General features: G+C 71.4%; 18 protein-coding genes, 5 tRNA genes and 1 pseudogene. 11 read left to right on the top strand and 13 right to left on the bottom strand.

Features of this window, described 5'->3' with window-relative positions; genetic code table 11:
• Positions 1 to 54: 54 nt before the first annotated feature.
• Positions 55 to 876, bottom strand: coding sequence for an aminotransferase class IV (locus tag AB5L52_RS35215; RefSeq protein ID WP_369367634.1), 822 nt, complete (start codon positions 874 to 876; stop codon positions 55 to 57).
• Positions 873 to 1928, bottom strand: coding sequence for a chorismate-binding protein (locus AB5L52_RS35210; protein WP_369367633.1), 1056 nt, complete (start codon positions 1926 to 1928; stop codon positions 873 to 875). Before AB5L52_RS35210 ends, AB5L52_RS35215 begins: the two co-directional genes overlap by 4 nt.
• 177 nt (positions 1929 to 2105) lie before the next feature.
• Here AB5L52_RS35210 and AB5L52_RS35205 point away from each other — a divergent pair.
• From AB5L52_RS35205 to AB5L52_RS35185, 5 genes are all read left to right on the top strand, one after another.
• A tRNA-Gly gene (locus AB5L52_RS35205) sits at positions 2106 to 2178 on the top strand.
• Positions 2179 to 2216: 38 nt separating this feature from the next.
• Positions 2217 to 2290 (top strand) — tRNA-Cys (locus AB5L52_RS35200).
• Position 2291: 1 nt separating this feature from the next.
• Positions 2292 to 2363: transfer RNA gene (locus AB5L52_RS35195), tRNA-Val, on the top strand.
• A 47-nt stretch (positions 2364 to 2410) separates the two neighbouring features.
• Positions 2411 to 2482: transfer RNA gene (locus AB5L52_RS35190), tRNA-Val, on the top strand.
• A 29-nt stretch (positions 2483 to 2511) separates the two neighbouring features.
• Positions 2512 to 2583: transfer RNA gene (locus AB5L52_RS35185), tRNA-Val, on the top strand.
• Between the two features lie 61 nt (positions 2584 to 2644).
• Here the strand turns inward: AB5L52_RS35185 and AB5L52_RS35180 are convergent.
• The 3 genes and pseudogenes from AB5L52_RS35180 to AB5L52_RS35170 all read right to left on the bottom strand — a co-directional run bounded on the left by AB5L52_RS35180 (position 2645) and on the right by AB5L52_RS35170 (position 4475).
• Positions 2645 to 2959, bottom strand: a complete 315-nt coding sequence (locus tag AB5L52_RS35180; protein ID WP_351567070.1) for a zf-TFIIB domain-containing protein — start codon at positions 2957 to 2959, stop codon at positions 2645 to 2647.
• 80 nt (positions 2960 to 3039) lie between these two features.
• Positions 3040 to 3986 (bottom strand): annotated as a pseudogene (locus AB5L52_RS35175) (phosphotransferase family protein).
• Between the two features lie 312 nt (positions 3987 to 4298).
• A complete protein-coding gene (locus AB5L52_RS35170; RefSeq protein ID WP_023552040.1) occupies positions 4299 to 4475 on the bottom strand; it encodes a hypothetical protein in 177 nt (58 codons plus the stop codon).
• 637 nt (positions 4476 to 5112) lie between these two features.
• Between AB5L52_RS35170 and AB5L52_RS35165 the strand changes: the two genes are divergently transcribed.
• A complete protein-coding gene (locus AB5L52_RS35165; protein ID WP_369367632.1) occupies positions 5113 to 6636 on the top strand; it encodes a protein kinase in 1524 nt (507 codons plus the stop codon).
• 181 nt (positions 6637 to 6817) lie between these two features.
• Here AB5L52_RS35165 and AB5L52_RS35160 read toward each other — a convergent pair whose 3' ends face one another.
• Positions 6818 to 8668, bottom strand: coding sequence for an FG-GAP-like repeat-containing protein (locus AB5L52_RS35160; protein ID WP_369367631.1), 1851 nt, complete (start codon positions 8666 to 8668; stop codon positions 6818 to 6820).
• A gap of 67 nt (positions 8669 to 8735) precedes the next feature.
• Complete coding sequence (locus tag AB5L52_RS35155; protein ID WP_351021748.1) at positions 8736 to 9455, bottom strand: hypothetical protein; 720 nt, start codon at positions 9453 to 9455, stop codon at positions 8736 to 8738.
• Between the two features lie 409 nt (positions 9456 to 9864).
• On the opposite strand from AB5L52_RS35155, the gene AB5L52_RS35150 reads away from it, so the two are divergent.
• Entirely contained in the window at positions 9865 to 10971 is a 1107-nt protein-coding gene (locus tag AB5L52_RS35150) for a hypothetical protein (RefSeq protein ID WP_369367630.1), read from the top strand.
• A gap of 44 nt (positions 10972 to 11015) precedes the next feature.
• A complete protein-coding gene (locus AB5L52_RS35145) occupies positions 11016 to 11516 on the top strand; it encodes a hypothetical protein (protein ID WP_369367629.1) in 501 nt (166 codons plus the stop codon).
• Between the two features lie 65 nt (positions 11517 to 11581).
• Here AB5L52_RS35145 and AB5L52_RS35140 read toward each other — a convergent pair whose 3' ends face one another.
• On the bottom strand, positions 11582 to 13108 hold the full coding sequence (locus tag AB5L52_RS35140; protein WP_369367628.1) for an RICIN domain-containing protein: 1527 nt from the start codon (positions 13106 to 13108) through the stop codon (positions 11582 to 11584).
• A gap of 540 nt (positions 13109 to 13648) precedes the next feature.
• Here AB5L52_RS35140 and AB5L52_RS35135 point away from each other — a divergent pair.
• Positions 13649 to 14242, top strand: a complete 594-nt coding sequence (locus AB5L52_RS35135) for an isochorismatase family protein (RefSeq protein ID WP_351021754.1) — start codon at positions 13649 to 13651, stop codon at positions 14240 to 14242.
• 112 nt (positions 14243 to 14354) lie between these two features.
• Here the strand turns inward: AB5L52_RS35135 and AB5L52_RS35130 are convergent, their stop codons facing one another.
• A complete protein-coding gene (locus AB5L52_RS35130; RefSeq protein ID WP_369367627.1) occupies positions 14355 to 15248 on the bottom strand; it encodes a TauD/TfdA family dioxygenase in 894 nt (297 codons plus the stop codon).
• Between the two features lie 91 nt (positions 15249 to 15339).
• Between AB5L52_RS35130 and AB5L52_RS35125 the strand changes: the two genes are divergently transcribed.
• Together AB5L52_RS35125 and AB5L52_RS35120 are read left to right on the top strand one after the other, a co-directional pair.
• Positions 15340 to 16311, top strand: coding sequence for an aldo/keto reductase (locus AB5L52_RS35125; protein ID WP_369367626.1), 972 nt, complete (start codon positions 15340 to 15342; stop codon positions 16309 to 16311).
• Between the two features lie 160 nt (positions 16312 to 16471).
• Positions 16472 to 17623, top strand: a complete 1152-nt coding sequence (locus AB5L52_RS35120) for an alpha-hydroxy acid oxidase (protein ID WP_369367625.1) — start codon at positions 16472 to 16474, stop codon at positions 17621 to 17623.
• 8 nt (positions 17624 to 17631) lie between these two features.
• Here the strand turns inward: AB5L52_RS35120 and AB5L52_RS35115 are convergent, their stop codons facing one another.
• From AB5L52_RS35115 to cobT, 4 genes are all read right to left on the bottom strand, one after another.
• Positions 17632 to 18801 carry an aminotransferase class I/II-fold pyridoxal phosphate-dependent enzyme gene (locus AB5L52_RS35115; RefSeq protein ID WP_369367624.1) on the bottom strand — a complete coding sequence of 390 codons (1170 nt, stop codon included), beginning with the start codon at positions 18799 to 18801 and terminating at the stop codon, positions 17632 to 17634.
• 139 nt (positions 18802 to 18940) lie between these two features.
• Positions 18941 to 19828, bottom strand: coding sequence for a TrmH family RNA methyltransferase (locus tag AB5L52_RS35110; protein WP_369367623.1), 888 nt, complete (start codon positions 19826 to 19828; stop codon positions 18941 to 18943).
• A 151-nt stretch (positions 19829 to 19979) separates the two neighbouring features.
• Positions 19980 to 21212, bottom strand: coding sequence for a uroporphyrinogen-III C-methyltransferase (gene cobA / locus AB5L52_RS35105; protein ID WP_369367622.1), 1233 nt, complete (start codon positions 21210 to 21212; stop codon positions 19980 to 19982).
• 220 nt (positions 21213 to 21432) lie between these two features.
• Positions 21433 to 26037: a nicotinate-nucleotide--dimethylbenzimidazole phosphoribosyltransferase gene (gene cobT, locus AB5L52_RS35100; protein WP_369367621.1), complete on the bottom strand. Its 4605-nt coding sequence runs from the start codon at positions 26035 to 26037 to the stop codon at positions 21433 to 21435.
• Between the last annotated feature and the right edge of the window lie 82 nt (positions 26038 to 26119).

Here is a 26119-nt window from a genome sequence, read left to right as displayed (position 1 = left end):
AGCCGCTCCCGCAGCCCGCGCGACCGGCCGGGTTCAGGTCCGGCTGAGGCCGCCTCAGGGGTCCAGGTCCTGCCCGGACCGCTCGTCGAAGATCCGCATCGCCTTGGCGGTGACCGGGCCCGGGGCGGCGGGCAGCTCGCGGTCGTCGACCCGGTGCACGGCCTGGACGTCCCGCAGGGTCGAGGTGAGGAAGACCTCGTCGGCGCGGCTCAGAACGTCCAGCGGCAGGTCGGTCTCCTTGGCGCCCGTCCACTCGACGGCCAGCGCGCGGGTGATGCCGGGGAGGCAGCCGGAGGCGATCGGCGGGGTGTGGATCTCGCCGTCCAGGACGACGAAGACGTTCGAGCCGGTGCCCTCGCAGAGCTGTCCCACCGTGTTCCCGAACAGCGCCTCGGAGGCCCCGTGTTCATGGGCGCGGGCCAGGGCGACGACGTTCTCGGCGTACGAGGTGGTCTTCAGGCCGGTGAGGGCGCCGCGCTCGTTGCGGGTCCACGGGACGGTGATCACGGCGGTGGTGTCGGGGCGGCGGGTGGTCGCGCCGACGGCGACGACGAGGGTCGGGCCGTGCTCGCCGCGGTCGGAGCCGAGCGGGCCGTGGCCGCCGGTGTAGGTGATCCGGAGCCGGCCGAGCGGCATCGGGTTCGCCTCAAGCACAGCCGTGCAGGCCTCGCGGACCTCGTCGTGGTCGGGGTCGGGCAGGCCGAGGCCGCGGGCCGAGCGGGTCAGCCGGTCCAGGTGCCGGGTGAGGGCGAAGGGCCTGCCGTCGACGGCCTTCAGCGTCTCGAAGATGCCGTCGCCGACGGTGAGCCCGTGGTCGAAGACGGAGACACGGGCGGACTCCAGGTCCCGCAGCCCGCCGTCCAGCCAGATCTTCATGCGAACACCCCTCCACTCGCCTCGTACGCTCCCGACGCTATCGCGAGCAGCCGGGACGCCTTCAGTTCGGTCTCACGCCACTCCCCCTCGGGGTCCGACCCCCAGGTGATGCCCGCGCCGGTGCCGAAGCGCAGCACGCCCTCGGCGCGGTCGATCCAGAAGGTGCGGATGCCGACGGCCAGCTCACCGACGCCCCGGTCGGCGTCGACCCAGCCGATGCCGCCGCAGTACGGCCCGCGCGGGGCGGTCTCCAGAGCCTCGATGATCCGCAGGGCGCTGGACTTCGGCGCGCCGGTCACCGAGCCGGGCGGGAAGGCGGCGGCGAGCAGCTCCGGCCAGCCGGCTCCGGCCCGCAGTTCGCCGCGGACCGTGGAGACCAGGTGGACCAGGCCCGGGTGCTTCTCGACGGCGCACAGGTCGGGGACGGTCACGCTGCCGGTCGTACTGACCCGCCCGAGGTCGTTGCGGACCAGGTCCACGATCATCACGTTCTCGGCGTAGTCCTTCTCCAGGAGGTCCGCCTCCGTGCGTCCGGTGCCCTTGATCGGCCCCGACTCCACGACACGCCCGTCCCGGCGCAGGAACAGTTCGGGCGAGGCGGTGGCGATCTCCACGCCGTGCTCGGGCAGCCGGATCGTTCCGGCGTACGGCGCCGGGTTGCCGCGGGCCAGCAGGGCGGTCAGGGCGTCCACGTCGGCGTCCGGGGCGACCGGCGCGCTGAGCACGCGGCAGAGGTTGGCCTGGTAGACCTCGCCGGCCGCGATGTACGCGCGGATCCGGCGGACCGCCGCGGTGTACGCGGCCCGGTCCAGGGAGGAGGTCCACTCCCCCGCCGCCGGGCCGCGCCAGCCGCCGGGCACCGGCATGGGCACGGGCTCCTCGCGTACGTCCGCGAAGCGGGCGCAGGTCAGCCGCCCCTCGAAGTCCGCGCAGACGGCCCAGAAGCCGGCGGAGTCCAGGGCGGCGGGGTCGCTGGTGACGTCGAGGAGACCGCTGGCGACGCGGTCGCCGAAGCGGGCCAGAGCGGGGAGCGGGAGAGGGTGGTGGAGCACGTGGTCGAGTCTAGGCGGGTGACCGAAAGGTGGCGCCGGGGTGGCTCCGAGGGGCCTGTGACCACGTCGTCCATCGGGTGCGGCGCAGCACGCTGGGCAAACGCGTTTTTGTGCTGGCCCGGGAATCCGCTAGAGTTCAACACGTCGCCGGGACGCGGAAGCGGAACGAAACGACAAGCGGACGTAGCTCAGTTGGTAGAGCGCAACCTTGCCAAGGTTGAGGTCGCGAGTTCGAGCCTCGTCGTCCGCTCGAAGGAAGAAGGGGTCATCCCGATCCCCTACACTCCTGGTGGAGTGGCCGAGAGGCGAGGCAACGGCCTGCAAAGCCGTCTACACGGGTTCAAATCCCGTCTCCACCTCCAAGGACGATTAGCTCAGCGGGAGAGCGCTTCCCTGACACGGAAGAGGTCACTGGTTCAATCCCAGTATCGTCCACTGGATCTTCTCGCAAGATCCATGGGCCTTCTCGAAAGCCCCCACCCGCGCGATTAGCTCAGCGGGAGAGCGCTTCCCTGACACGGAAGAGGTCACTGGTTCAATCCCAGTATCGCGCACTGACTGTGACCCCAAAGTCACGGCCTGCGGACGATTAGCTCAGCGGGAGAGCGCTTCCCTGACACGGAAGAGGTCACTGGTTCAATCCCAGTATCGTCCACACAGCAAAGAGCCCCCGGCCGTCCTGTACGGCCGGGGGCTTCTTCGTGTGCTCGCCGCGCTCAGCTGGAGAAGAGCATGTGGGCCCAGCTCTTGTGACCGTGGTGGCCGTGATGGTCGTAGTGCCCGTGGCCGCCGTGGTGACCACCGTGATGACCACCGTGCGGCGCGCCCCAGGCGGGCGCGGGCGGGGCCGGGTACGGCTGGGCCGCGGGCGGGGCCGGCGGGACGGGGTTGGACCACCGGGCCTCCAGCTGGGTCAGTGCCTCCAGCTCGCCGTAGTCGAGGAAGATGCCGCGGCAGCCGCTGCACTGCTCGATCTGGACGCCGTTGCGGTTGTAGGTGTGCATCGGCGCGTGGCACTTCGGACACTGCATGCTCGGCTCAACTCCTCGCCGGTCGATACTGCTTCGCGTTTCCCCAGGACAGACTCCGTGCCGCCCCGGTCGGTTGCAGCCTAGTGCGGGCATCCGGGCGCCAACTGGTATGGAATCGGGGCCATTCGGGCACACGCGTCGACGAGTTGCTGTTCCACCTCGTCCAGCGGACGGCCGGCCGTGAGCGCCTTGGTCAGGGCGAGGGCGGCCGTCTGCACGGTCAGCGCGCGGGCCGGGACGTCCAGAACGGGCCAGGGATCGCCGGCCGCGGGGACGGCCGGGCCGCCGGCCCGTCGGTACGCGCCGAGGAACCGGGTCCACTCGTCCGCCGGGAGGAGGCCGCAGGCGTACCAAGCGGCGGGGCGGGCGAGGTCCCAGGCCGGGACGCCGGTGCCCAGGTCGTCGATGTCGATCAGCCGCCAGGGGCCGTCCGGTGCGGGGTGGCGGACGAGCTGGCCGAGGTGCAGGTCGCCGTGGCAGAGGGCGGGGGTGCCGGGCAGGGGAGCCTCCGCGCGGGCCCAGGCGGGCAGGGCGGCCCAGGCCCGCAGGACGGGGCCGGCCGCCGGGTGGGTCTCGGCCGCGGGGCCGTCCGGAGCCGGGCGAGGGCACGGGCGACTTTGGCGGGGCCGCGCATCGGGGGCAGGCCGTCGAGCGGGGCCGTACGGTGCAGCCGGGCGAGGAGGGTGGCGGTGGCTTCCCAGGGGACCGCGTCCCGGGCGTCGGGGTCGACGGGAGCGCCGTACGGCCAGAAGGTGACGAGGCGGTCCCGCAGGGGGGTGGGCGCCGGGACGAGCGGGGCCAGGAGGACGTCCTGGAGGCGGGCGGCCATGGCCAGGCGGAGGGTCAGCTCGGCGGGGTCCGTGCCGGGGGCGTGGGCCTTCGCAACGGTGTCGGCATGGCGTACGACGGTGGCGTCGGGGCGGTCGGCCAGCGGGGTGGGGGTGGCGGCGCAGACGCAGGCGGCTCCGCCGGTGTCCGGGTGCGCGACGGCTCTGACCTTCGCGGTGATCGCGGGGAGAAGGAGCAAGGGGGCCTCTACGGTCGCGGGGGGGCCGGGAGGGGTGAGCGTACGACGATTTCGGGGGGCGGGGTCCGTCTTGGTGCAGGGTGCTGCTGCGGCTGGGTGGGGGGCGGCTTGGCTTGCCCGCGCTCGCGGGTCCCTCCCACAGAGACAGAGGGGGTGCTCCGGCACCCAACCGTGCCGCCGCATAAACGGCGCATGCCGGCGCAGCTCCCCAGCTGCGCCGGCATTTGTGCCGTCCGCCGCACCCCCGTCCCCACGGGGTTTCCTGGATGGATGTCCCCACCCGGACCGCTCTTCCGGGCCTGGGGTCGCCGCTCAGCGCCCCAGCATCGCACCCACGGACGACGCCTGTGTGGCCACCGTCTCCCAGCCGTCGAAGACGAGCAGGAGCAGGGCCGCCAGGGGAAGGGCCATGAGCGTCGCCACCAGGGGGTGGCGACGGCCCGTGCGGCGGGGTGCGAACGTCGTGCGTCGCGGTGCCGTGTGGGCCATGGTCCCTCTCCTGACCGTGTCGGTTGTCGTCTGCAGCGGCGGGTGTCTGACCTCGGGGGACGAGTGCTGCACCCGCCGCTTGACTTCAAATCTAGGTGCGGCGCGGGCGGTGGGCGTCATGCCCTCGTACCGATTGGCGGGCCTCCCGGAGGATGAGCCATGACCTGGGAAGTACTCCCCTGGGTGGAGACGCGGGTCCGGGTCTCGGGGTCTTCCCGGAGGGGGCGCCCGCCGTGTCCGGTCATGTCGGAACCGTCCGGCGGGCCCGTGTCCGGTCATGTCCGAAGCATCCGGCGGATCGGGAGGAGTGACTTCGATCACTCCGACCGGCGGCGGGACGTACGCTGTGTCCGGTTCGTGATCCGTACCGTGCCCGGGTCGCCGGACGGCCCCGGGTCTCCGTCCGGCGGCTGTGCCACCCGGCGCCACCCGCCGTCCCCTGCCCCCAACACCCATACACCCAGGATCGGTTGACGGAAGGTGAGCCCCAATGCCCCGGGAGCCGCCGACTTCCTGAGCGTGTTTCACCTCCCCCCGGTGACCGGCACAATCCGTCCGGCCCGGAGGGCGCGGCCTCTGCGCGCCGACGGCCGTGGAAACGTAAGCTGTGCCACGTCACAGGGACCGGGCAGCGGGGATGAACATGGCGATGATGCGCCTGAGGCGCGAGGACCCGCGCGTCGTCGGCTCGTTCAGGCTTCACCGACGGCTCGGCGCGGGCGGAATGGGCGTGGTCTACCTCGGCTCCGACAAGAAGGGGCAGCGGGTCGCGCTGAAGGTGATCCGGCCCGATCTGGCGGAGGATCAGGAGTTCCGGTCGCGCTTCGCCCGCGAGGTCTCGGCGGCTCGGCGGATCAGGGGCGGCTGCACGGCCCGGCTGGTCGCCGCGGACCTGGAGGCCGAGCGGCCCTGGTTCGCCACGCAGTATGTGCCCGGCCCCTCGCTGCACGACAAGGTCGCCGACGAGGGTCCGCTCGGCGCGGCCGACACCGCGGCGATCGGTGCGGCGCTCTCCGAGGGGCTGGTCGCCGTGCACGAGGCCGGTGTCGTCCACCGGGACCTGAAGCCCTCCAACATCCTGCTGTCCCCCAAAGGGCCGCGGATCATCGACTTCGGCATCGCCTGGGCCACCGGCGCCTCCACCCTCACCCATGTCGGCACGGCGGTCGGCTCCCCCGGCTTTCTCGCGCCCGAGCAGGTGCGCGGCGCGGCCGTCACCCCGGCGACGGACGTCTTCTCGCTCGGCGCGACCCTCGCCTATGCCTCCACCGGCGACTCGCCCTTCGGGCACGGCAGTTCCGAGGTGATGCTGTACCGGGTGGTGCACGAGGAGCCGCATGTGCAGGGCGTGCCGGACGCGCTGGCCCCGCTGCTCCGGGCCTGTCTGGCGAAGGATCCCGACGACCGGCCGAGCACGCTGCAGCTGTCGCTGCGGCTCAAGGAGATCGCCACCCGTGAGGCGCAGGGCCTGGCCGACGTACGGCCGCCCGCGCCGCGCGCCGCGGAGGCGGACCGGCCCACCGGGCGGCTCGTCGACACCTATCCCGACCCGCAGCGCACCCAGCGCCGCACCTCCCCGAACACACCGGTGACGCGCGGTGAAGCCCCCGCCCGGGGTGCCGTACCGTCGCGCGGCGCCCCGCCTGTGCGGGGCGGCAACGGCTCGCGTGCGACCGGTACGGGCGCTCCCGCACGGCAGGGCTCGGCCCGCCCGACCACTCCGGTGCCGCGCGGCACCGGGGCGCGCTCGGGGAACGGGAACCGTCCCGCCGTACGCGGCGGTGCCGGGCGGCCGGTGCACCGTACGGCGAGCGGCGGGCGTCGGCCGGCCAATCCCCGGCTGCTGCGCCAGCGGCTGTTCGTGTTCGTGGTGGTGACGCTGCTCGTGGCGCTCGGCATCGCGGTGGCGCAGGGCTGCCAGGGTCCCGCGCGCGGGCTCGGCGACGACGACGGACGCCATCCGCAGCACGCCCAGCAGGACTACCCGTCGGCGGACACCGACCAGCCGACGTCCGACGGGCACGACGCGTCGCCGTCGCCGGACCTGCCGTTGTCCGACGGGCACACGGCGCCGGTGCCCGACCTGCCGATGCCCGGGGGCCACGCGGTGCCGATGCCCAACCCGTACAAGTCGACGCAGAGCCGGGACTTCGGAAGGTAGCCGTGCAGGCTACGGGGGCGTGGGAGCCGGGCGGGGCGGGTCAGGAGTCCGGGCGGCCGGTGGCCACCGCGTAGAAGGCGACCGCCGCGGCCGCGCCCACGTTGAGCAAGTCGACACCGTGACAGGTTCCGGCACGACGATGGCGAGTCGCCGTGATGGGACTGTGGCGGTCCTCCGGGGGTTATCGGGTCCTGAAGCGGCGGTAGAGGTTTCGGGCCACGTACACGCCCGGGCCGCCGAAGCCGACGATGTCGACGCGTCCGTCACCGGTGATGTCGGCGAGGAAGCGGGGGTGGCGGTCGACCCGCCAGCCGCCGGCGTCCTCGTTGTACCCGAACCCGCGGCACACCAGCTGGGCCTGCTCGAACTGGCCGCCGCCGCGGCTGTGCGACACCCAGACCCCCTCGTCGCCGAAGCCGACGATGTCCGGGTTGCCGTCGCCGGTGACGTCGGCGAGGAAGCGAAGGTGCTTCTCGCTGGTCCACCCCTGGGCGTGTCCGAAGTCGTTCAGGACGAGCTTCGGGGGCTCGAACGTGCCGTCGCCGCGCCCGCGTGAGACGACGACGCCCTGCGGGCCGAACCCGACGATGTCCACTGCTCCGTCGCTGGTGGTCTTGATCAGGAACCGGGGGTGCTCCTCGACCGAGGTCCACCCCTGGTCGGCCCCGAAGTCGTCGAGGACGTACAGAGGGTCGGCGAACGTGCCTTCCTCATCCTGGTGGAGTGACACCCAGACGCCGTCGTCGTGGCAGCCGACGATGTCGAGCCTGTGGTTGCCGGTGGTGTCGGCGAGGAAGCGGGGGTGCTTGTCGGCCAGCCACCCGCCCGCCTTCTCGTCGTGGCCGAACGCCCGGAGGACCGGTTCGTCGGCGATCGGTGCGAACTCTCCTTCCTGGACCTGGAGTGACACCCAGACGCCGTCGTCGTGGCAGCCGACGATGTCGAGCCTGTGGTTGCCGGTGGTGTCGGCCAGGAAGCGGGGGTGCTTGTCGGCCAGCCACCCGCCGGCCTGCTGACCGTGTCCGAACGCCTTGAGGACCGGCTCGCCGCCCGCGGGCGTGAACGTCCCGTCCTCGTCCTGAGGGGACACCCGGAGACCGGCAGTGGAGAGCACGACGACGTCGGGCTTGCCGTTGCCTGTCGTGTCCACGACGGTCCACAGGTCCGCGGAGTCCCGGGAAGGCGGGGGTTGGTGCAGGACGCGCTCCTTGTCGTCGAAGGTGCCGTCGCCTCTGCTGGACGAGGTCACAGCCCCCTTCGTGGGTTTGAGTCCTACGATGTCCGCGCGTCCTGCTCCCGTGGTGTCGGCGAGGAACCGCGTATCGCGCCCGGCCCACCAGCCCGGTTGTCCACTGGAAGAGCGGTTGGCCTTGTCGCTCTTCCACCCGCCGGCGCCCTGGTCGCTGCCGAACTGCGGGAGGACCAGCAGCATGTCGCTGAAGGAGGGTGTCGCACCGGGTGCCGGGCGCAGCGCGGTCGAGCGGGCCAGTGGCCAGGACCGGCGGCTGTTCCAGTGGTCCAGTGGGGCCCAGCGCAGCACGGGGTCGCTGGTGCGTTCGGGCTCGGCCGGGACGAACCGCCAGCGCTGGCTCTCCGCGCTGTCGTCGTACTCGCGCAGGACGATCCGGGTGTCGTCCGGGCCGGGGTCGGCGAGGTCGAGAACGGTGCCGTCGGTCGCGCCCTCGATGAAGTAGAGGCCCGCTTCGCCCTCGACGGGGACGACGTGCCACTGCTGGCTCTTCTTGCCGGCGGTGGCGTCCCACTGGCGGACGCCGCGGTCCGCGGCGGCGGGGTTGTCGAGCACCTTGCCGCTGACCGCGTTGCGGATCACGTACGCCTGGTCGTCTTGCGTTTGCCCGCCTTGCGCGGTCTGCACGGGGGTGAGCTGCCACTGCTCCGGGCTCGGGCCGCCATCGGGGAAGTCGCGGACGACGAGCGCCCCGTCCGCGCCCGGCGCGGCCTTGGCGCCGAGGGTCTTCCCCGTGGCGGCGTTGACGATCTCCAGTTTCAGTTCTTTCGTGGGCACGGGCATCGTGGTGCCTCTTCCAGGCGGTTGGGGCGTGGGCTCGGGACGGGTCTGGCGCGGTGGTGGCTGCGGATCACGTGAAGACGTGGTGGTAGGGGACGTTCCACTCGCTGGGCAGCCGCGGGTAGAACGTGTTGATGACCGTCCCGGTGAAGTCCCCGCCCCAGTTGTAGGTGAGCCGCACCTCGCTGTCGGCCGTCACCGCGTGGTCCTTGAACCCGAGGATGGTGTCGGGGTGGGTGATCGGCACGAAGGTGATCCCGCCCCACGGCGTCACCGTGACGACCCAGAGCTGGGTGTCCTCGATCGCGCCGTTCTTCCCGCGCCACTTCTCGTCGACCTTGTCGGGCAGGCCCACCTGGACGGTGTCGCACGTGCTCTTGGGGGCGTCCTGGTGGACGGTGATGCGCCTGCGCTGCGGCTTGGGCGCGCCGTCGTCACCGCGTCCGGCGTCGGCGTCGCCTGTACCGGCGGGTTTGGGCGACACCTGGCCGGCGGCGCTCTCGATGAGGTACAGCGGTCGCTGACCGAAGAAGCCGGCGGGGGTGATGTGCCAGAGGTGGCCCTGCGCGTCCTTGGTGGCCGGGTCGAGTGCGGTGGCCAGCTTGACGCCCTTGTTGTGGATCTCCTCCTTCAGCTCGGTGGGCCGCAGGTAGCCGCCGTTGAAGGCGTGGACGAGCATGACCGGCCGGTTCTCGACCAGCGCTGCCACGATCGCGTTGTCGTAGCTGTTCACCGCCACCGGGCCGCCGACCACCAAATTCGACATCGTCGTGCGCTCTTGGGTGTACATCGCGGAAACCTCACCTGTCCTGAATATGGAGAACAACGCGTCGGATACTCAATGCAGTGGCCTGTCGCGCGGCATTGCCGCAAACTCAACCGCATTCGATGGAGACGGCTTTCGAAAACGATTGGGTGACTGACGTGCATATCTCACCCACGGCAACGGCCGAGGCCATGAAATCCGCAGGTAGAGGCGATTCGGAAAGTGACGATCGAGCGATCAACAGGCACCAAGTTACCTTTACACTGGGTGAGTTGGGACAGCCATCGAGTCTTAATCACTCGATTGAGCGCATAGCGTGTAGGCATCTTTCCGGGCTGCGGAGCCCGTGCTAGCTTCGCCTTTCGGAAACGCGCGCAGATTCTTGTTTACATTTCACCGAGCGTAATTCGGCCAAATTAGTCGAGGACGGTGCATGTCTTCCAACGCGTACAACCTGGACCGGGCCAAGCGCCAGCCGCTGACGAAGAAGAACCTGCGGGAACTCAACATCAACATCGAAGACGAGAAGACCTGGCGGCCCATCCTGGACCACCCCAAGCTGGTCTACGTCGACGACTACGGTGTACGGCACAAGCCCGTCGGGTTCTCCGTGAACAAGTCGAGCTTCGGCACTTTCCCCGGGACCGCATTCCAGCTGGGCTGGCTCGCCTACATGAACCTCGGGGAGCCGCTGATCGAGGAGCGGCGCAACATCACCCAGCCGCCGCCCGACACGTTCTCCTCGCGCGCCTACGTCAATCGCAGCCAGACCAAGATGACGTTCACCGACTCGGTCGATTTCACCGTGTCGAACGGGGTCACCTGGTCGCTCCACGGGGACGCCAAGCTCACCTTCGGTGGCAGCGTCAGCGCACAGCTTCAGCTGCAACTGCAGAACCAGCTGCGTCTGGACCTCCAGTCCCAGCTCCAGGCGCAGCTGCGAAACGACATGACGACCAAGAACACCACCACCGTGACCCAAAAGGCCAGCCCGCAAAACACGGGGACGGACAACGCCAACGCCACCGATATGGGCGCGACGAACTCGGCGGGGAACACCGCGTCGGTCGGCATGACGAACTCGGTGGGGTTCACGACCACGGGCAGTGCGACCGGCAGCGCCACACTCAATGCTCAGCTGGCGCTGGGCATCGCGGCCTCCGTCGGTGGCTCCCTGTCCACCAGCTGGGCCTCGAAATCGCAGATTTCCGGTGAAGTCCCGCCGAACTCCCGCGTGGAGACGATCGTCACGCAGCGGCGTACGCACAAGCAGTACACCTACGAAATCCCGGTGACCTTCTCCGGGTTGATCGCGGTGAAGTACGACGTGCCGGTGGCGGTCCTGTCTCCCCCGCAGCCCGGGGACTACCCCGGCCTCGACCAGGTGGTCGCCCGCCCCATCGGCGACATCGACCTGGCGGTCGGCGGTTTCCTGATGAAGGGGCTGGCCGAGGTGGTCTCCGCCCTGGAGGTTCACCACACGATGTTCGACGGCGAGAGCCTGACCGACAGCGACCGAGCGCTGTACAAGCAGCCTTGACCGGGCGGGCGGCGCCGCCACGACGACGACCAGGGGTGACGACCATGGTATTCGACAACATCTTCGACTTCGCGAACAAGAGTGCGGGGCTCTTCTCCGTAACCACCGACGGCACCAAGCCGCGGCCGGGTGCCGGCGTCGACTTCGAGGACGCCGTCGACAGCACCTACGACGACACGACCACGAGCCTGTTCACCAGTGGGATCCACGGGGCCAACCACCGCGCGAAGGTCGTGCGGGAGGAGTCGCCCGAAGCGCGGGCCATCCTGGGCTTCCTCGGCTCCTTCATCCAGACCACCCAGACATCGGCCGGTACGCAGGCCCAGTACGCCCAGGATCCCGGCTCGGTGTCGAACGCGGCAGCCGGCGGCATGCAGAAGGCGAGTGAGACGGTGAAGAAGGACAACGGCCTCCAGAAGGACGAGGACCTGAAGAAGGAGAACAGGCCGAAGAAGAGCGATTTCGATTTCACCAAGCCGCCCAAGGTCCCGGAGGCCCCCAAGGCGTCCAAGCCGACCGCCGAGGACCCGTCCGCTTCCCAGTAGCAGTGCCCGGCTCCCGAGGGGGTCAGGGGCGAGGCCGTCCCTGACCCCCTCGGGCGTTGCGTGCGTTACACGGGGAGCAACTGCCACTGCCGGTCCCGGTGGTCGCCCTCTGCCCCGTCCTGCTTGATCGCCGTACGGGCGTTGGTGTCGACGCGCAGCAGCAGACCGCTGTTCCGGTTCGCGATCTCGTACACCCGCGGAGTGTCGGTCACCGAGCCCACCGGGATCAGCCTCCACTGCTGGTGGTGTGCGTCGCCGCCCTCGTAGGCGCGCTGCGCGACCACCGCCCCGGCCGCCTCCTGCGCCCCGACGACCTCCAGGACCTTGCCGCTGCGCACGTTCTCGATCCTGTACAGGACGTCGCCGTTGTCCTGGCCTGCCGCGACCAGCCGCCACCGCTGGTGATCCCTGGGGACGGCGAGCAACTGGTGGATCTCGGCCCCGTCCTTGGTGGACTCACGCGCGACCGCCATCCGCAGCCTGCTGCGGACGTTGGCCCAGGAGACCACAGTGCCCGAATCGGGCAGCCCGGCCATCTTCGCCGACGCAACCTTCCGAACCCGGTTGTTGGCGTGGTCGGCGATGTAGAGGGTGTCGACACAGTCCACAGCGAGCCCGTACGGGTAGTTCAGCTGGGCAGAAGCGGCCGGGCCGCCATCGCCGCCGAAGCCCGCGGCGCCCGTGCCGACGACCGTACTGATCCTGCCGTCCGCCGTGATCTTACGGACCCGGTGATTGCCGAGGTCGGAGATGTAGACGGTGCCGGTGCTGTCCACCACCACTCCTACCGGGCTGTTCAGCTGGGCCGAGGCCGCCGGGCCGCCATCGCCGCTGAAGCCCGCGGCGCCCGTGCCGGCGACCGTACTGATCCTGCCGTCCGCCGTGATCTTCCGGACCCGGTGATTGCCCAGGTCGGAGATGTAGAGGTCGCCCGCGCCATCCACCGCCACTTCGTGTGGGCCGTTCAGCTGGGCTGAAACCGCTGGACCGCCGTCTCCCCTGAATCCCGCGGACCCGGTCCCCGCGACCGTGCTGATCTTCCCATCGGTCGTGATCTTCCGGACCCGGTGGTTGCTGTACTCGACGACGTAGAGGACGCCGGTGCTGTCCACCGCCACCCCCAACGGAAGGTTCAACGGGGCGGCGGTGGCGGGGCCGCCATCGCCGCTGAAGCCCGCGGCGCCCGTGCCGGCGACCGTACTGATCCTGCCGTCCGCCGTGATCTTCCGGACCCGATGGTTGTTGGCATCAACGATGTAGACGGCGCCTGCGCTGTCCACCGCCACCTCACGCGGGTAGTTCAACTGGGCCGAGACGGCAGGGCCGTTGTCCCCGCTGAATCCCGCGACCCCGGTCCCCGCGACCGCGCTGATTTTCCCGTCAGCCGTGATCTTCCGGACCCGGTGGTTGTTGAAGTCGGAAAAGTAGACAGTGCCGGTGCTGTCCACCGCGATCCCGTACGGGCGGTTCAACTGAGCCGAAACGGCAGGCTCGTTGTCGCCTTTGAACCCCGCGGCCCCGGTCCCCGCGACCGTGCTGATCGGAGAGGCGGAGTTCTCACCCTCTGCGGCTGCCGCGCGGGCCGTGCTCATCGTCGTCCCTTCACCGTTCACCGGACCGCCTCTCGCAGCCGCTCCAGCCACTTCTGCTCCACCGTCATACCGCGCCCCTTGTCCCGATGGATCGGATGGTCTTCGCCCTCCCGGAGGCGAACCGACAAGACGGATCCTCCCGCCGCCCGGAGGGCACAGAAATAGGAATGTATGTACAAACAGGATTTCCGGACAGGTCGCGTCAAGAGGCAGGATGGTTTCTTCCCCACGCGTGCACGCCGCGCGCTCCCGGCCCGGCTCCGGAAAGCAGGCTGAGAGAAGATCGCCCACACGGGGTGCCGTATGACTCAGCGCTTAAGGGGGTTCCCGGCATTCGGGCTGTTTCCGCACCCTTCAGGGCGGCGCCGGATGGCTTTGACCGCCCGAACTGGCGATGCCTTTCGGTATTGCGCGCCGATCCGGCAAGGGCTGCCATGGATTCCGGGGCCTGTCGGGTGAACGGCCGGGCGGGGATGCACCCGACCACGGCCGAAGTGGCATACCTCCAGGCACGGGTTCCCTTGCCGAGAGGATTGCGCCATGCGCCGAGCATTGATCGTCGTCGATGTGCAGAAGGACTTCTGCGAGGGCGGCAGCATCCCCGTGAGGGGAGGCGCCGACCGGGCTCGCGCCATCGCCGATCTCGTACGACGCTCGGCCGGCGATGATTACGCGCACATCGTCGCCACCCGCGACCACCACATTGATCCCGGCGGCCACTTCTCCGACCATCCGGACTTCCAGAACTCCTTTCCTGTGCACTGCGTGGCCGACAGCGATGGCAGCACATTCCACCCCGACTTCGCGCCGACCGCCGCCTCCAAGGCCGTCGACGAGGTCTTCTACAAGGGTGCGTACTCCGCCTCGAAGAGCGGCTTCGAGGGCTCGGCCGAGGACGGCACATCCCTGGCCGACTGGCTTCATGCGCGCGGCGTGAGCGACCTCGATGTTGTCGGTATCGCCACCGACCACTGCGTGAAGGCCACCGCCCTGGACGGTGCGAAGGCCGGCTTCGCCGTACGCGTCCTGCTCGACTACACCGCCGGCGTCGCCGCCGACAGCACCGACAACGCCATCCACGAACTGCGCCAGGCAGGCGTCGCACTGACCGGCGAACCTGTCGTCCTCAGCTGATTCCCCTCCCGCAAGTAGGTCGGTCCCCAGCTCGTCACGCCCCATGGCTGCGAGGACGCGCCCCTCCTGGGGAGGGACCCAGCGGAGCCCGCCCGGCCTGGTGGTGAGGTGCTCACCCCGCCCGGCCTGCCTCGGCGTGGAACCGCAGCATGACGCGTACGAGGCAGCGGCGGCGGTCGGGGTCACGGTGGTCCTCGTAGGACGTACGACCGTGCAGCACCCGGCGGTCGTCGATGACCAGGCAGTCGCCGTCCTCCAGCGGGATCGTGACCTTCAGTTCCGGGCGGCCCAGCACCTGCCGCAGGGTTTCGACGGCAGCGCGCCGCTCGGCTGCCAGGGGTTCGCCGGTCAGTTCGGCGGCGGTTTCGATGCGTTTGAGGTTGCATCGGAGGTGGACGCGGCCGTCAGCCTGCTCGAACACCGGGGTCCGCACCACGGGGTTCGCGCCCGGGGGCGTGACGTGGCGGCGGTCGACGGGGTACGGAGAGCTGAGCAGGTCCAAGGCGTGCGGTGACTCCTCGCGGAGGATGTGATGGACCGTCCAGCCGTCCATCAGGTGGGAGGCGCCGCCGTGTGCGGCCTTGCGGTGGGTGAGCAGGGCGATGCAGTCGGGTACATGACCGAAGGGTTGGACCGCGCGGTCATTGTGCAGGTGCAGGTCGCCACGTGATGTGGACGTATAGGCGTTCTCGTGGAAGCGGCGGTCGTCGGTGTAGGCCGAGACACCCTCGTCGCGGACCAGCCAACCGAGGGCGGTGTCCTGACCCCGGCCCTGCGGAAGCACTTCTCCGAGGTTGCGGAGCATCGACACGGCGAACTCCTGGGCATCCGTGGTGCTCATGGTGCCGGCGGGTGTGCCCGTGACCACGGTGAAGCCGGGGCCTTCGAGCAGTTCGGTGCGTATGCGGCGGGTCAGGAGAGCGTGGTCAGGCCCGTACGGGAGGCGGAAGGCATCGGGGAAGGCGAAGGTCTGCCGCATCCAGCCGCTCATGGCGTCCCGGGGCATCGGCGGCCTCCTTCCGGATACACGCCAACTGTCCTTATAAGGGTAGGAGTTCACCGATGACGCGGGGAAGACCCAGCCGAGGAGGGGGCGAGTGTTGCTCAAGGAACTGGGACATGGTGGTCCCATGGTGTCGGCGATGGGCCTGGGCTGCATGGGTATGTCCGACTTCTACGGCCCTGCCGACGAGATGGAGTCGGTCGCGACGATCCACTACGCACTCGACCGCGGTCTCACCTTCCTCGACACCGCCGACATGTACGGCCCTCATGTCAACGAGGAGTTGGTGGGGCGAGCCATCGCAAGGCGTCGCAACGAAGTGTTCCTGGCCACCAAGTTCGGCGTCGTGCGGTCCGAAGACCGCCGAGCGCGCCGGGTCGACTCCACGCCCGCGTACGCGAAGAGGGCGTGCGAGGCGTCGCTGCGCCGGCTCGGGGTGGACCATCTCGACCTCTACTACCTTCACCGTCGCAACCCCGCGGTCCCCGTCGAGGACACCGTCGGTGCCATGGGCGAGCTGGTGGCCGAGGGCAAGGTGCGCCATATCGGCCTGTCGGAGGTGAACGCCGGCACTCTGCGCCGGGCATGCGCGACGGCGCGGGTCGCTGCTCTGCAAAGCGAGTACTCACTGTGGACACGCGGCCTGGAACGGGAGATCCTGCCCGCCGCCCGCGAACTCGGCGTCACGCTGGTGGCGTACGCACCACTCGGCCGCGGGCTGCTTACAGGGAAGCTCACTTCCGTGGACGCCCTCTGCGCCGACGACATCCGCCGCGACCAGCCCCGCTTCCGCGGAGCGAACCTGGCAGCGAACCTCCGCCTGATCCAGCGCGTACGGGCCTTCGCCGCCGGCATCGGCTGCACCCCGGCACAGCTCGCCCTGGCCTGGGTCCTGGCCCAGCCGGGCGTCATCCCCCTGCCGGGCATGCGCCGTCGCGCCCACCTCGACGAAAACGCCGGGGCGTGTGCCATCACGCTCTCCACTGAGCAACTGCGGCTGATCACCGAGGTGATCCCGGAAGCTGCCGGCAACCGCGCACCGGATCTGTCCCGACTGGAGCAATAGGAACCTGGAGCAATAGGAACCTGGAGCAATAGGAACAACGTGCGGTTCCCCGGCAACTGCCGCCACGTCCACAGCCGCTGTCCGATGGGCCGCACCTCCCCACGCGGGGCTGGCCGGAACCGGGCTTGCCTCCGGTGAGCGGGCCTGGTGAGGTGACCTCGTGGCGACAGACAAGGACAAATCTGACAACTTTCCTGGCACCGACGGCCGGAGCATGGTCGCGCTGGACGACTACTACACCGCCGCGCGTTCCTTGGTCGAGCCCGCCGCCTGGGACTACATCGACGGCGGCAGCGGTGACGAGACGACCCTGCGCGAGAACCTGGCCGGCTACCGGCGCTACCGGCTGCGCCCGCGTGTCCTCGTGGACGTCTCCCGCTGCGACATGCGCACCACACTGCTCGGTTCCCCGGTCGCCCTGCCCATCGCGGTCGCCCCCATGGGCTTTCACGGGCTGGTCACGCCGGAGGCCGAGCCGGCCTGTGCCCGCGCCGCGGGAGCGGTGGGCGCGTTGATGGTGGTCAGCACGTTCGCCACCTCGCGACTTGAGGATGTCGCACGGGTGGCGCAGGGACCGTTGTGGATGCAGCTGTACGTCTTCCGGGACCGGGCGGTCAGCGAGGATCTGGTCAAGCGGGCCGAGGCGGCTGGGTACCGGGCGCTCGTCGTCACCGTGGACGCCCCGGTCCGGGGGCGCCGGGTACGTGATCTGCGCAACGCTTTCGCCCTCCCCTCGGGGCTGGCACCGGCGAACTTCCCCGGCATCCCCGCCGACGGCTCTTCGGCCGAGCTGTCCGCGCACCTGGCCCTGCGTATCGACCCCGCCTTCACCTGGGACGATCTGGACTGGCTGCGCTCGCTGACCCGGCTTCCGATCGTCCTCAAGGGCGTACTGACCGCCGAGGACGCGGCCCGCGCGGCCGAGTGGGGGGTGGCCGCGATCGTGGTGTCCAACCACGGCGGCCGCCAGCTGGACGGGGCGGTCACCGCTCTCGATGCGCTCCCCGAGGTGATCTCCGCCGTCGCCGGACGCTGCGAGGTCCTCATCGACGGGGGCATCCGCCGTGGCTCGGACGTGCTGGTCGCCCTGGCCCTGGGCGCCCGGGCAGTGCTGGTGGGCCGGCCCGTGCTGTGGGGCATGGCCGTCTCGGGGACCGAGGGCGCACGGGAGGTACTGTCCATCCTGGGCACCGAGTTGGAGACCGCCATGGCGCTCTGCGGCCGTACGGACCTCGCTTCCGTGGACGCGAGCCTGCTGCGCCTGGGGTTTCAGGACGTATCCGCGCCTGCTTCCGAGCCTCACCCCTGGTAGCCCCCTTGTCAGCGCCAGCGGACGGCTTGGATCCTGCGGACGGCCTCGGCGATCTGTGCGGAGTCGGCGCAGACCGTCAGCCGCAGGTAACCCTCGCCGCCGGGGCCGAAACCGGTCGCGGGAATGCCGAGCACTCGGGCGTCCTCGATCAGCTTCTTGGCGAACCCCTCGCTGGTCAGACCGTAGGGGGCGCGCACCAGGCAGTAGAAAGTGGCTTTCGGGCGGAGCGCGTCGAGGCCGGCGGCCTCCAGTCCGTCGCACAGCACCCGCATCCGGTCACGGTAGGTGGCGCGCAGGCGGTCCGGATAGCCGGTGTGGTCCGTCAGGGCGCGGGCGGCGGCGTGCTGAATCGCGCCGAAGGTGCCTGAGTCGGTCTGCGTCTTGATGGCGCGCAGCACGGTGACGGCGGTGGAACTGCCTGCGGCGAATCCGACGCGCCAGCCGGGCATGTTGTACGTCTTGGACAGGGAATGGAATTCGATGCCGCACTCCATCGCCCCGGGAGAAGCCAGGAAGGAGGGCGGTGGCTCGCAGTCGTAGTAGATCTCGCTGTAGGCCAGGTCCGAGGCGACGAGGATGTCGTGCTCCAAGGCGAACTGGGCCAGCCGGTCGAAGAATTCGGTGGTCGCGAGGGCGGCGGTCGGATTGTTCGGGTAGCAGACCCAGAACAGCTTCGCCCGCCGGGCCACGTCGTGATCGATGGCGTCCAGGTCCGGCAGGAAGCCGTTGCTCTCGCGTAACGGGACACGTACGACGTCGGCGCCGCACCAACGCGCCCAGGTCGCGTACACCGGGTAGGCGGGATCGGGCACCAGGACCACGTCGCCCGGGTCGACGAACCCCAGGGCCAGATGCGCCATCGCCTCCTTGCTTCCCAGCGTCGCCACCACCTGCGTCTCGGCATCCGTCCGGACACCGAAGCGGCGCGCCAGGAACGCCGCGGCAGCCTCCCGCAGCTCCCGTGTGCCGGCGTACGGCGGATACCGGTGGTGCAGCGCGTCCCCCACCGCTTCCCGCGCCCCCGCGACGATGTGCTCTGGTGTCGGCAGATCGCAGTCGCCCACGCCCAGCGCGATCGGCGCAAGCCCGCCCTGTTCCGCCAGCGCTCTCGCCCTGTCGATGAACGAGAAGAGGTAGTCCTCTGTGCTGAGCAGACGCCTCGACTGACGCACCCTCATGCCTCCGCGTCGGGAACCGCAGACACTGATCGTCCACCCGCAGACGGGCCGGCGATACCCCTTGTCGGTGTCAGACAGCCGACGTCTCGAACAGAACCGGGGCCTACGAGCCGTGAAGTGCGCTCTGCGGTGACGGGGCTCAGAGCCTCGTCGCGTAGAAGGCCACGGCGGAGGCCGCGGCGACGTTGAGGGAGTCCACTCCTGCGGTCATCGGGATCCGGACCCATTCATCGGCCGCGCGCAGGGCGGCGATCGTCAGTCCGTCGCCTTCGGTGCCGAGCATCAGAGCCAGCTTCTCGTACCGGCGGGCGGCCAGTTCGTCCATCGTGATCGACTTCTCGTCGAGGCACAGGGCAGCCGTCACGAAGCCCTGCTCGCGGAAGAGCTCGACGTCCTTCGGCCAGGAGGTCAGCCGGGTCCAGGGGACATGGAAGACAGCGCCCATCGACACCTTCACGGCCCGCCGGTAGAGGGGGTCGGCGCAGCGTGGCGTGAGGAAGACGGCGTCCACGCCCAGAGCGGCCGCGTTGCGGAAGGCTGCCCCCAGATTCGCGTGATCGACGATGTCCTCGAAGATGGCAACGCGCTGACCCGCACTCCTTTGTGGACCCGAAGGCAACACCGCGCCGATGTCGGTGTGGTCGTCGACCGACTCCATGGCCACGCCCCGGCGGGCGGAGCGGAGGAGTTCACCGGCCGTGGGCAGCGGCTTGCGCTGCATGGAGGCGAGCGCGCCGCGGTGCACGTGGTAGCCGGTGACCTGCTCGGCGAGTTCGGGATGTACGGCGTAGACCGGGGCCGGGAGTTCGTCGATGACGTCGCGCATGACGTCGATCCACTTGGCCGAGAGCAGCATGGAGCGCATCTCGTAGCCCGCTTCCTTGGCCCTGCGGATGACCTTCTCGCCCTCCGCGATGAACAGGCCCTCGGCGGGCTCGCGCTTGCGGCGCAGCTCGACGTCGGTCAGGCCCGTGTAGTCACGCAGGCGCGGGTCGTCGGGATCCTCGACGGTGATGAGATCGGCCACAGGGTGATACTGCCTTGTCCTGGGTGTCGTGCCAACGGCTGGGAAGGGGTGCGTTACCCCGGGTTACGCGTGATCACGCCACGGGTGATCACGCCACGGGTGATCACGCCACGGGTGATCCGGCGGCGAGCGGTACTCGGGCGAGCGGAGATCAGGCGGCCGGTCGCGGGCCGACCGTCACGACGTCGCCGATGACGATGACCGCCGGGGGCTTCACGTCCTCGGCGCGTACGGTCTCGGCGACCGTGGCCAGGGTGGCGTCGACGCGGCGCTGCGCGGCCGTCGTGCCCTCCTGGACGAGCGCGACGGGGGTGGCCGGCGACTTGCCGTGCGCGACGAGCGTCTCCGCGATCTTCCCGATCTTGTCGACGCCCATCAGGATCACGAGCGTGCCGGTGAGCTTCGCCAGCGACGGCCAGTCGACCAGGGAGCGCTCGTCGTCCGGGGCGACATGACCGCTGACGACCGTGAACTCATGGGCGACGCCCCGGTGCGTGACCGGGATGCCGGCCGCGCCCGGCACGGAGATCGAGCTGGAGATACCGGGGACCACGGTGCAGGGGATCCCGGCCTCGGCGAGCGCCTGGACCTCCTCCATGCCCCGGCCGAAGACGAAGGGGTCGCCGCCCTTGAGGCGTACGACCGACTTGCCCTGCTTGGCGTGCGCGATGAGGGCGTTGTTGATGGCCTCCTGGGCCATGTACCGGCCGTACGGGATCTTCGCCGCGTCGATCACCTCGACGTGCGGCGGGAGTTCGGCGAGCAGGTCGCGCGGGCCGAGCCGGTCGGCGATGACGACGTCCGCCTCGGCGAGCAGCCGACGCCCGCGCACCGTGATCAGGTCCGGGTCGCCGGGGCCGCCGCCGACCAGGGCGACGCCGGAGGCGCGCGTACGGTGATGAGGCGCCACCAGGGTGCCGTCGCGCAGGCCCTCCACCACCGCGTCCCGGATGGCGGCGGTGTGGCGCGGGTCGCGGCCGCGCGCGTCCGTGGTGAGGACGGCGACGGTGACGCCCTCGCTGTGGCCGGTCGCGGGGGTCCAGGCGGTGGCCTGGTCGGCGTCGTCGGAGCGGACGCACCAGACGCGGTGGCGCTCCGCCTCGGCGGAGGCGGCGGCGTTGGCGTCCGGGTCGCTGGTGGCGATGAGGGCGTACCAGGCATCCGCGAGGTCGCCTTCGGCGTAGGGGCGCCTCTCCCAGGTGAGCTCGCCCGCGTCCGCCATGGCCTCGACGGAGGGGGTCGCTTCGGGGGATACGACGACGATGTCCGCGCCGGCCGCGATGAGTGCGGGGAGGCGGCGCTGGGCCACCGTGCCGGCGCCGAGGACGACCACGCGGCGGCCGGAGAGGCGGAGGCCTACGGGGTAGGCGGGGTGTTCGGCCATGGGATGGCTCCTCCGGTGGCTGGGCGGTGGCGCTGACGTGCGGATTTTACGTTGGCGGCGGTGAAGGCGGCTCAGCAGTCCGGTGGCTGGGCATCGTCGCCGGGTGCGGCTGCGTGGGTCCGTGCCCACCCGTTCCGCCCTGCGGGACGACTGCCCACGGGCCCACGGACGCGGACAACAGGGGCCCGACACCGCAGTCCCGGACCCCGTGTGGCGGCCGCTACTTCTCAGTGACCCCCGCCGAATCGAACGTCGCCACCTCGTGCATCGCCCTCGCCGTGCTCTGCACCAACGGCAGCGCCAGCAAGGCACCGGTGCCCTCGCCCAGCCGCAGGTCCAAGTCGACCAAGGGGCGCAGGCCCAGCTTGTTGAGGGCGGCCACGTGGCCCGGTTCGGCGCTGCGGTGGCCCGCGATGCAGGCCGCCAGTACCTCGGGGGCGATGGCGCGGGCGACCAGGGCCGCGGCGCCGGCGCTGACGCCGTCCAGGATCACCGGCGTACGCAGCGAGGCGCCGCCGAGGAGGAGGCCGACCAGGGCAGCGTGCTCGAAGCCGCCGATGGCCGCGAGGACGCCGATGGGGTCGGCCGGATCCGGCTGGTGGACGTCCAGGGCGCGGCGGACGACCTCGGTCTTGCGGGCCAGCGTCTCGTCGTTGATGCCCGTGCCCCGGCCCGTCACCTCCGCCGGGTCGGCGCCCGTGAAGACCGCGATGAGGGCAGCGGACGCGGTCGTGTTCGCGATGCCCATCTCGCCGGTGAGCAGCGCCTTGTTCCCTGCCGCCACCAGGTCGCGGGCGGTCTCGATGCCGACCTCGATGGCCGCCTTGGCCTCCTCGCGGGTCATCGCGGGGCCGGTGGTCATGTCGGACGTACCGCCGCGGATCTTGCGGGGCAGCAGGCCGGGCGTCGCGGGCAGGTCGGCGGCGACGCCGACGTCCACGACGCACACCTCGGCGCCGACCTGGTTGGCGAAGGCGTTGCAGACCGCTCCCCCGCCCAGGAAGTTGGCCACCATCTGGGCGGTGACCTCCTGCGGCCAGGGGGTGACGCCCTGGGCGTGCACGCCGTGGTCGCCGGCGAAGATGGCGACGGCGGCGGGCTCCGGGATCGGCGGCGGGCACTGCCGGGACAGCCCGGACAGCTGCGCGGAGATGATCTCCAGCATGCCGAGCGCGCCGGCCGGCTTGGTCATGCGCTTCTGCCGCTCCCAGGCCTCGCCGAGGGCCTTCGCGTCGAGCGGGCGGATCTGTGCGACGGTCTCGGCAAGCAGGTCGTGGGGTTCCTCTCCGGGCAGGGCGCGGCGGCCGTACGTCTCCTCGTGCACCACCCAGGACAGGGGGCGTCGCTTGGACCAGCCGGCCTGCATCAGCTCGGGCTCGTCCGGGAACTCGTCGACGTACCCGACACACAGGTACGCGACGACCTCCAGGTGCTCGGGCAGGCCGAGCGCGCGGACCATCTCCCGCTCGTCGAAGAAGCTGACCCAGCCGACACCGAGGCCTTCGGCGCGGGCGGCGAGCCAGAGGTTCTCCACCGCGAGCGCCGAGGAGTAGGGCGCCATCTGCGGCTGGGTGTAGCGGCCGAGGGTGTGGCGGCCGCCGCGGGTGGGGTCGGCGGTGACGACGATGTTGACCGGGGTGTCGAGGATGGCCTCGATCTTCAGTTCCTTGAACTGCTTGGCCCGGCCCTTGGGCAGCGACTTGGCGTACGCCTCGCGCTGTCGCATCGCCAGTTCGTGCATCGTCCGCCGAGTGTCGGCGGAGCGGATGACGACGAAGTCCCAGGGCTGCGAGTGGCCCACGGAGGGCGCCGTGTGGGCGGCCTCCAGGACGCGCAGCAGCACCTCGTGCGGGATGGGGTCGCTGCGGAAGCCGTTGCGGATGTCCCGGCGTTCACGCATGACCTTCAGGACGGCCTCGCGCTCGGCGTCGGCGTAGCCGGGCGCGGCGGGGCCGGTGGGCTGTGCTGCTTCCGCCACGGCGGCCGTGCTCTCTTCTTCCCGGTCTTCCTGGTTTTCCTGATCTTCTTGGTCGGCGGCCCTGGTCTGCAGGTCCTCCGCCTGTTGTACGACGTCGGGGGCGTGCTCCGCGCCCGCTGCCGTGGCTGCGGCGGCCGGTTCGCCCTCGCGCGGCGCGGGCACCGTGACCACCGGCTGCTGCGCCTCCTCCGTGGGCAGGACCAGAGGCTGCGGCGGGGTCGGCGCCAGGTGCGGGGTGGTGGGCACCTGGCCCTCCACCGGCACGAACTGCCCGAGCGGCTGCTCCGGCTCCGGCGCCGTCGGCATGTGGGGCGGCAGCGGCCCGGTCTGCGCCGCCTGCTCGGCGGGGGCCGGCTGTCCGGCGGCCTCCGGGTGCGCGGGGGCACCGTCGACGGGGGCTGCGGGGGCGGCCGGCGGCGCGGGCTCGGCTTCGGCCGGTGCGGGGACGGCTTCGGCCTCGGCCGGTGCGGGAGCGGCTCCGGCGGACTGCGTCTGCGGGCCGGAGAGGGCGCCGGGGTTCGTCACGGGGGCCACCTCGGTAGCGGCAGCGACTTGGTCTTGGTGGACGGTGTTCTGGCCGGCCGGGCCGGGCTGCTGGGCCTGCGGGTGCGGCTCGGGCTCGGGCTGCGGTACGCCGGGCACCGCCTCGGCGGACGCCATGGGCTCGGCCAGCTGGGGGCCCTGGGCCGGGTAGGGGTGCGGCTCGGGGGTGCCGGTGCCCTGGGCGGCGGCCGGGGCAGGTACCGCGTCCTGAACCGACGCGGCGGTCTGAGCCGGTCCGTCTGCCGGGACCGGTACGGCCGCCGGGGCCTCGGCCTCCGGCGTCCCCGGGGTGCCGGGGTCGGGCACGGCCGTCGCCATCGGTTCGGGCGCCGGTGCGGCTTCGGCGGCGGGTACGTGGTGGGCGGTGACCGGCCGGCCCTGCACCGCGCTGGGCTGTACCTGTGCGACCGCGGCGGTGTTCGCATCGGGCTGCGCCGGGACGGCGGCCGCGACCTGGGCCGGAACGGCCTCCTGGGCAACCTGGGCCGCGTCCCGCTTCCGCTGTGCCGGAACCGTTTCCGTGGTCTCGGCGGCGCCCTGCGCGGGAACGGTCCCCTCGGCGGCCGCCGAGGCCTGCGCGGCGACGGCACCGTCGGGGGCAGTGGCGGCCTGCGCGACAACGGCACCCTCGGGAGCCTGGGAAGCCTGCACGGCAGCACCGGCCTCGGGGGCCACGGAAGCCTGGGCGGCACCGGCACCCTCGGGCACCGCCGATGCCTGCGCGGCGACGGCACCCTCCGGCACCGTTGAGACCTGGGCAGCGCCGACACCCTCCGGTGCTACGGAAGCCTGCGCGGCAGCAACGCCCTCCGGCACCGGGGACACCTGCCCCGCGTCGGTGACCGGAGCACCCTCGGCCTGGTCCGAGGCCCCGCCCGGCTGAGCGGGCACGGACGCCTCGGCGGCGACCTGGGCCTGACCCGCAGGCTGAGCCGGCGCGGCCTCGGCCGGCGCCGACGGGGCCGCCGCCTGGGCCTCTGCCGGGTGGGCCCCTGCCTGGGCCGCTGTCTCCTGGGCGGCACCCGGCTCGGGCGGGTTCGCCGATGCGGTCTCCGACGCGGGGGCCACATCCGTTCCCTGAACGGCCGCGCCCTGCTCGCCGGCCACCTCCGTCACCACCGCGGCAGCCTGCTCGGCATCGGCCGACACCACGGCACCCTCGGCAGGGAGGCCGGCGTCCGCCGGGGGCACGGGCGCACCGGCGACGGCGACACCGCCGTCGGCACCGAGGCCTCCGTCCACGGCGGTCGTACCGTCCACCGGCGGGACGCCGGGCGCGGCCTGGACGCCCTCAGGGCCGTATCCGGATCCGGAAACGGGCGACGGGACGGCGTCCGGGCCTTCAGCCACAGCGGCACCCGGGCCCTCAGTCCCCTCAGACACGGCGGATACGTCGGATACGGCGGCGGAGCCGTCAAACTCCTGCCCCTCAGCGGACATCACAGAACCCTCAGGCCCCTGACCCTCGGCCGCCGGCTGCACGCCCTCACCAGCCGTGTCGGCCGGAGCCGTGTACACCCCGTCGTGGCCGTGCACGGGCTGCACGCCGTCGTGGCCGTGCACCATCCGAGCCGTGCCCGGAGGCGGCGCGGCCGTCTGGGTCGCGACGCGGGCGACCGCAGCCTGGGCGGCGCCGGGCGGGTCGGTGAGGTCTGCGGGCGGGTCAACCGTTTCGGCAGCCGGGGCCGTTGCGCCGACCTGAGCCACCTCGGCCGGTGCCGGTGCGCCGGCCTCGGCCGGCGCGGGGGCGACGGGCGCCGCGCCCCAGGGGACCGCGTTCTGCGGGGCCATGTCGCGCACCGGCTGGACGTCGAGGTACTCGGGGCCGGTCGCGGGCGGACCCGGCTGCCGTACCGGCGCTCCGGCGGGACCGCGGTCGGCGAGAGAGCGGACCGGGCTCGCGGAGGCGTCGGGGATCGGCGGGCCGAGGTGCAGCGGACGGCGCGGCGGCTGCGGGGCGGCCGACTGGTCCTGTGGAGCCGAGAGGATGGGCGACGGCGGTACGGACCCCGGGGCCGGGGGCGGGTTCGGCAGGCGGACGCCGCCGAGGTCGACGGAGCCGCTGTCACGGCCGGCCGTCTCGTGCGGGCCCGGCTCGTGGACGGCCTCGACGACCGGTTCCGGAGCGGGTGGTGGCACCTCGTTGCCCCACGCGCCCTGGGCACCCGGCAGCAGCAGGTCTTCGTCCTCGGCAGGAGCCTCGGAGAGGTAGGCGTACGCACCGTGCGCGGGGACGCCCGGCTGTTCCACCATGCCTGCACTCTCCGGCTGCCCCTCGCCCGGGACCTGGCCGGTGTCGGTCATGCGTACCCCTCGCCCATCGGTTAGTGCTTCCTACGACCAGCTCACCCGGAACGGCGCACCGACCGCCCGTAATGAAGAACGA

Origin of the sequence: Streptomyces sp. CG4, from assembly GCF_041080655.1 — a bacterium.
Lineage (GTDB): Bacteria > Actinomycetota > Actinomycetes > Streptomycetales > Streptomycetaceae > Streptomyces.
Note: the sequence above shows the minus strand (reverse complement) of the source record. Positions and strands in the feature narration are given on the sequence as shown.

Bases quoted from the DNA above. Each gene is read 5' to 3' on its own strand.
- AB5L52_RS35170 (WP_023552040.1), bottom strand. From the start codon at position 4,475: ATGGCCCACACGGCACCGCGACGCACGACGTTCGCACCCCGCCGCACG.
- AB5L52_RS35150 (WP_369367630.1), top strand. From the start codon at position 9,865: ATGTCTTCCAACGCGTACAACCTGGACCGGGCCAAGCGCCAGCCGCTG.
- AB5L52_RS35130 (WP_369367627.1), bottom strand. From the start codon at position 15,248: ATGCCCCGGGACGCCATGAGCGGCTGGATGCGGCAGACCTTCGCCTTC.
- AB5L52_RS35180 (WP_351567070.1), bottom strand. From the start codon at position 2,959: ATGCAGTGTCCGAAGTGCCACGCGCCGATGCACACCTACAACCGCAAC.
- AB5L52_RS35140 (WP_369367628.1), bottom strand. From the start codon at position 13,108: ATGAGCACGGCCCGCGCGGCAGCCGCAGAGGGTGAGAACTCCGCCTCT.
- AB5L52_RS35115 (WP_369367624.1), bottom strand. From the start codon at position 18,801: ATGAGGGTGCGTCAGTCGAGGCGTCTGCTCAGCACAGAGGACTACCTC.
- AB5L52_RS35215 (WP_369367634.1), bottom strand. From the start codon at position 876: ATGAAGATCTGGCTGGACGGCGGGCTGCGGGACCTGGAGTCCGCCCGT.
- AB5L52_RS35160 (WP_369367631.1), bottom strand. From the start codon at position 8,668: ATGCCCGTGCCCACGAAAGAACTGAAACTGGAGATCGTCAACGCCGCC.
- cobA (WP_369367622.1), bottom strand. From the start codon at position 21,212: ATGGCCGAACACCCCGCCTACCCCGTAGGCCTCCGCCTCTCCGGCCGC.
- AB5L52_RS35135 (WP_351021754.1), top strand. From the start codon at position 13,649: ATGCGCCGAGCATTGATCGTCGTCGATGTGCAGAAGGACTTCTGCGAG.
- AB5L52_RS35145 (WP_369367629.1), top strand. From the start codon at position 11,016: ATGGTATTCGACAACATCTTCGACTTCGCGAACAAGAGTGCGGGGCTC.
- AB5L52_RS35165 (WP_369367632.1), top strand. From the start codon at position 5,113: ATGAACATGGCGATGATGCGCCTGAGGCGCGAGGACCCGCGCGTCGTC.
- AB5L52_RS35155 (WP_351021748.1), bottom strand. From the start codon at position 9,455: ATGTACACCCAAGAGCGCACGACGATGTCGAATTTGGTGGTCGGCGGC.
- cobT (WP_369367621.1), bottom strand. From the start codon at position 26,037: ATGACCGACACCGGCCAGGTCCCGGGCGAGGGGCAGCCGGAGAGTGCA.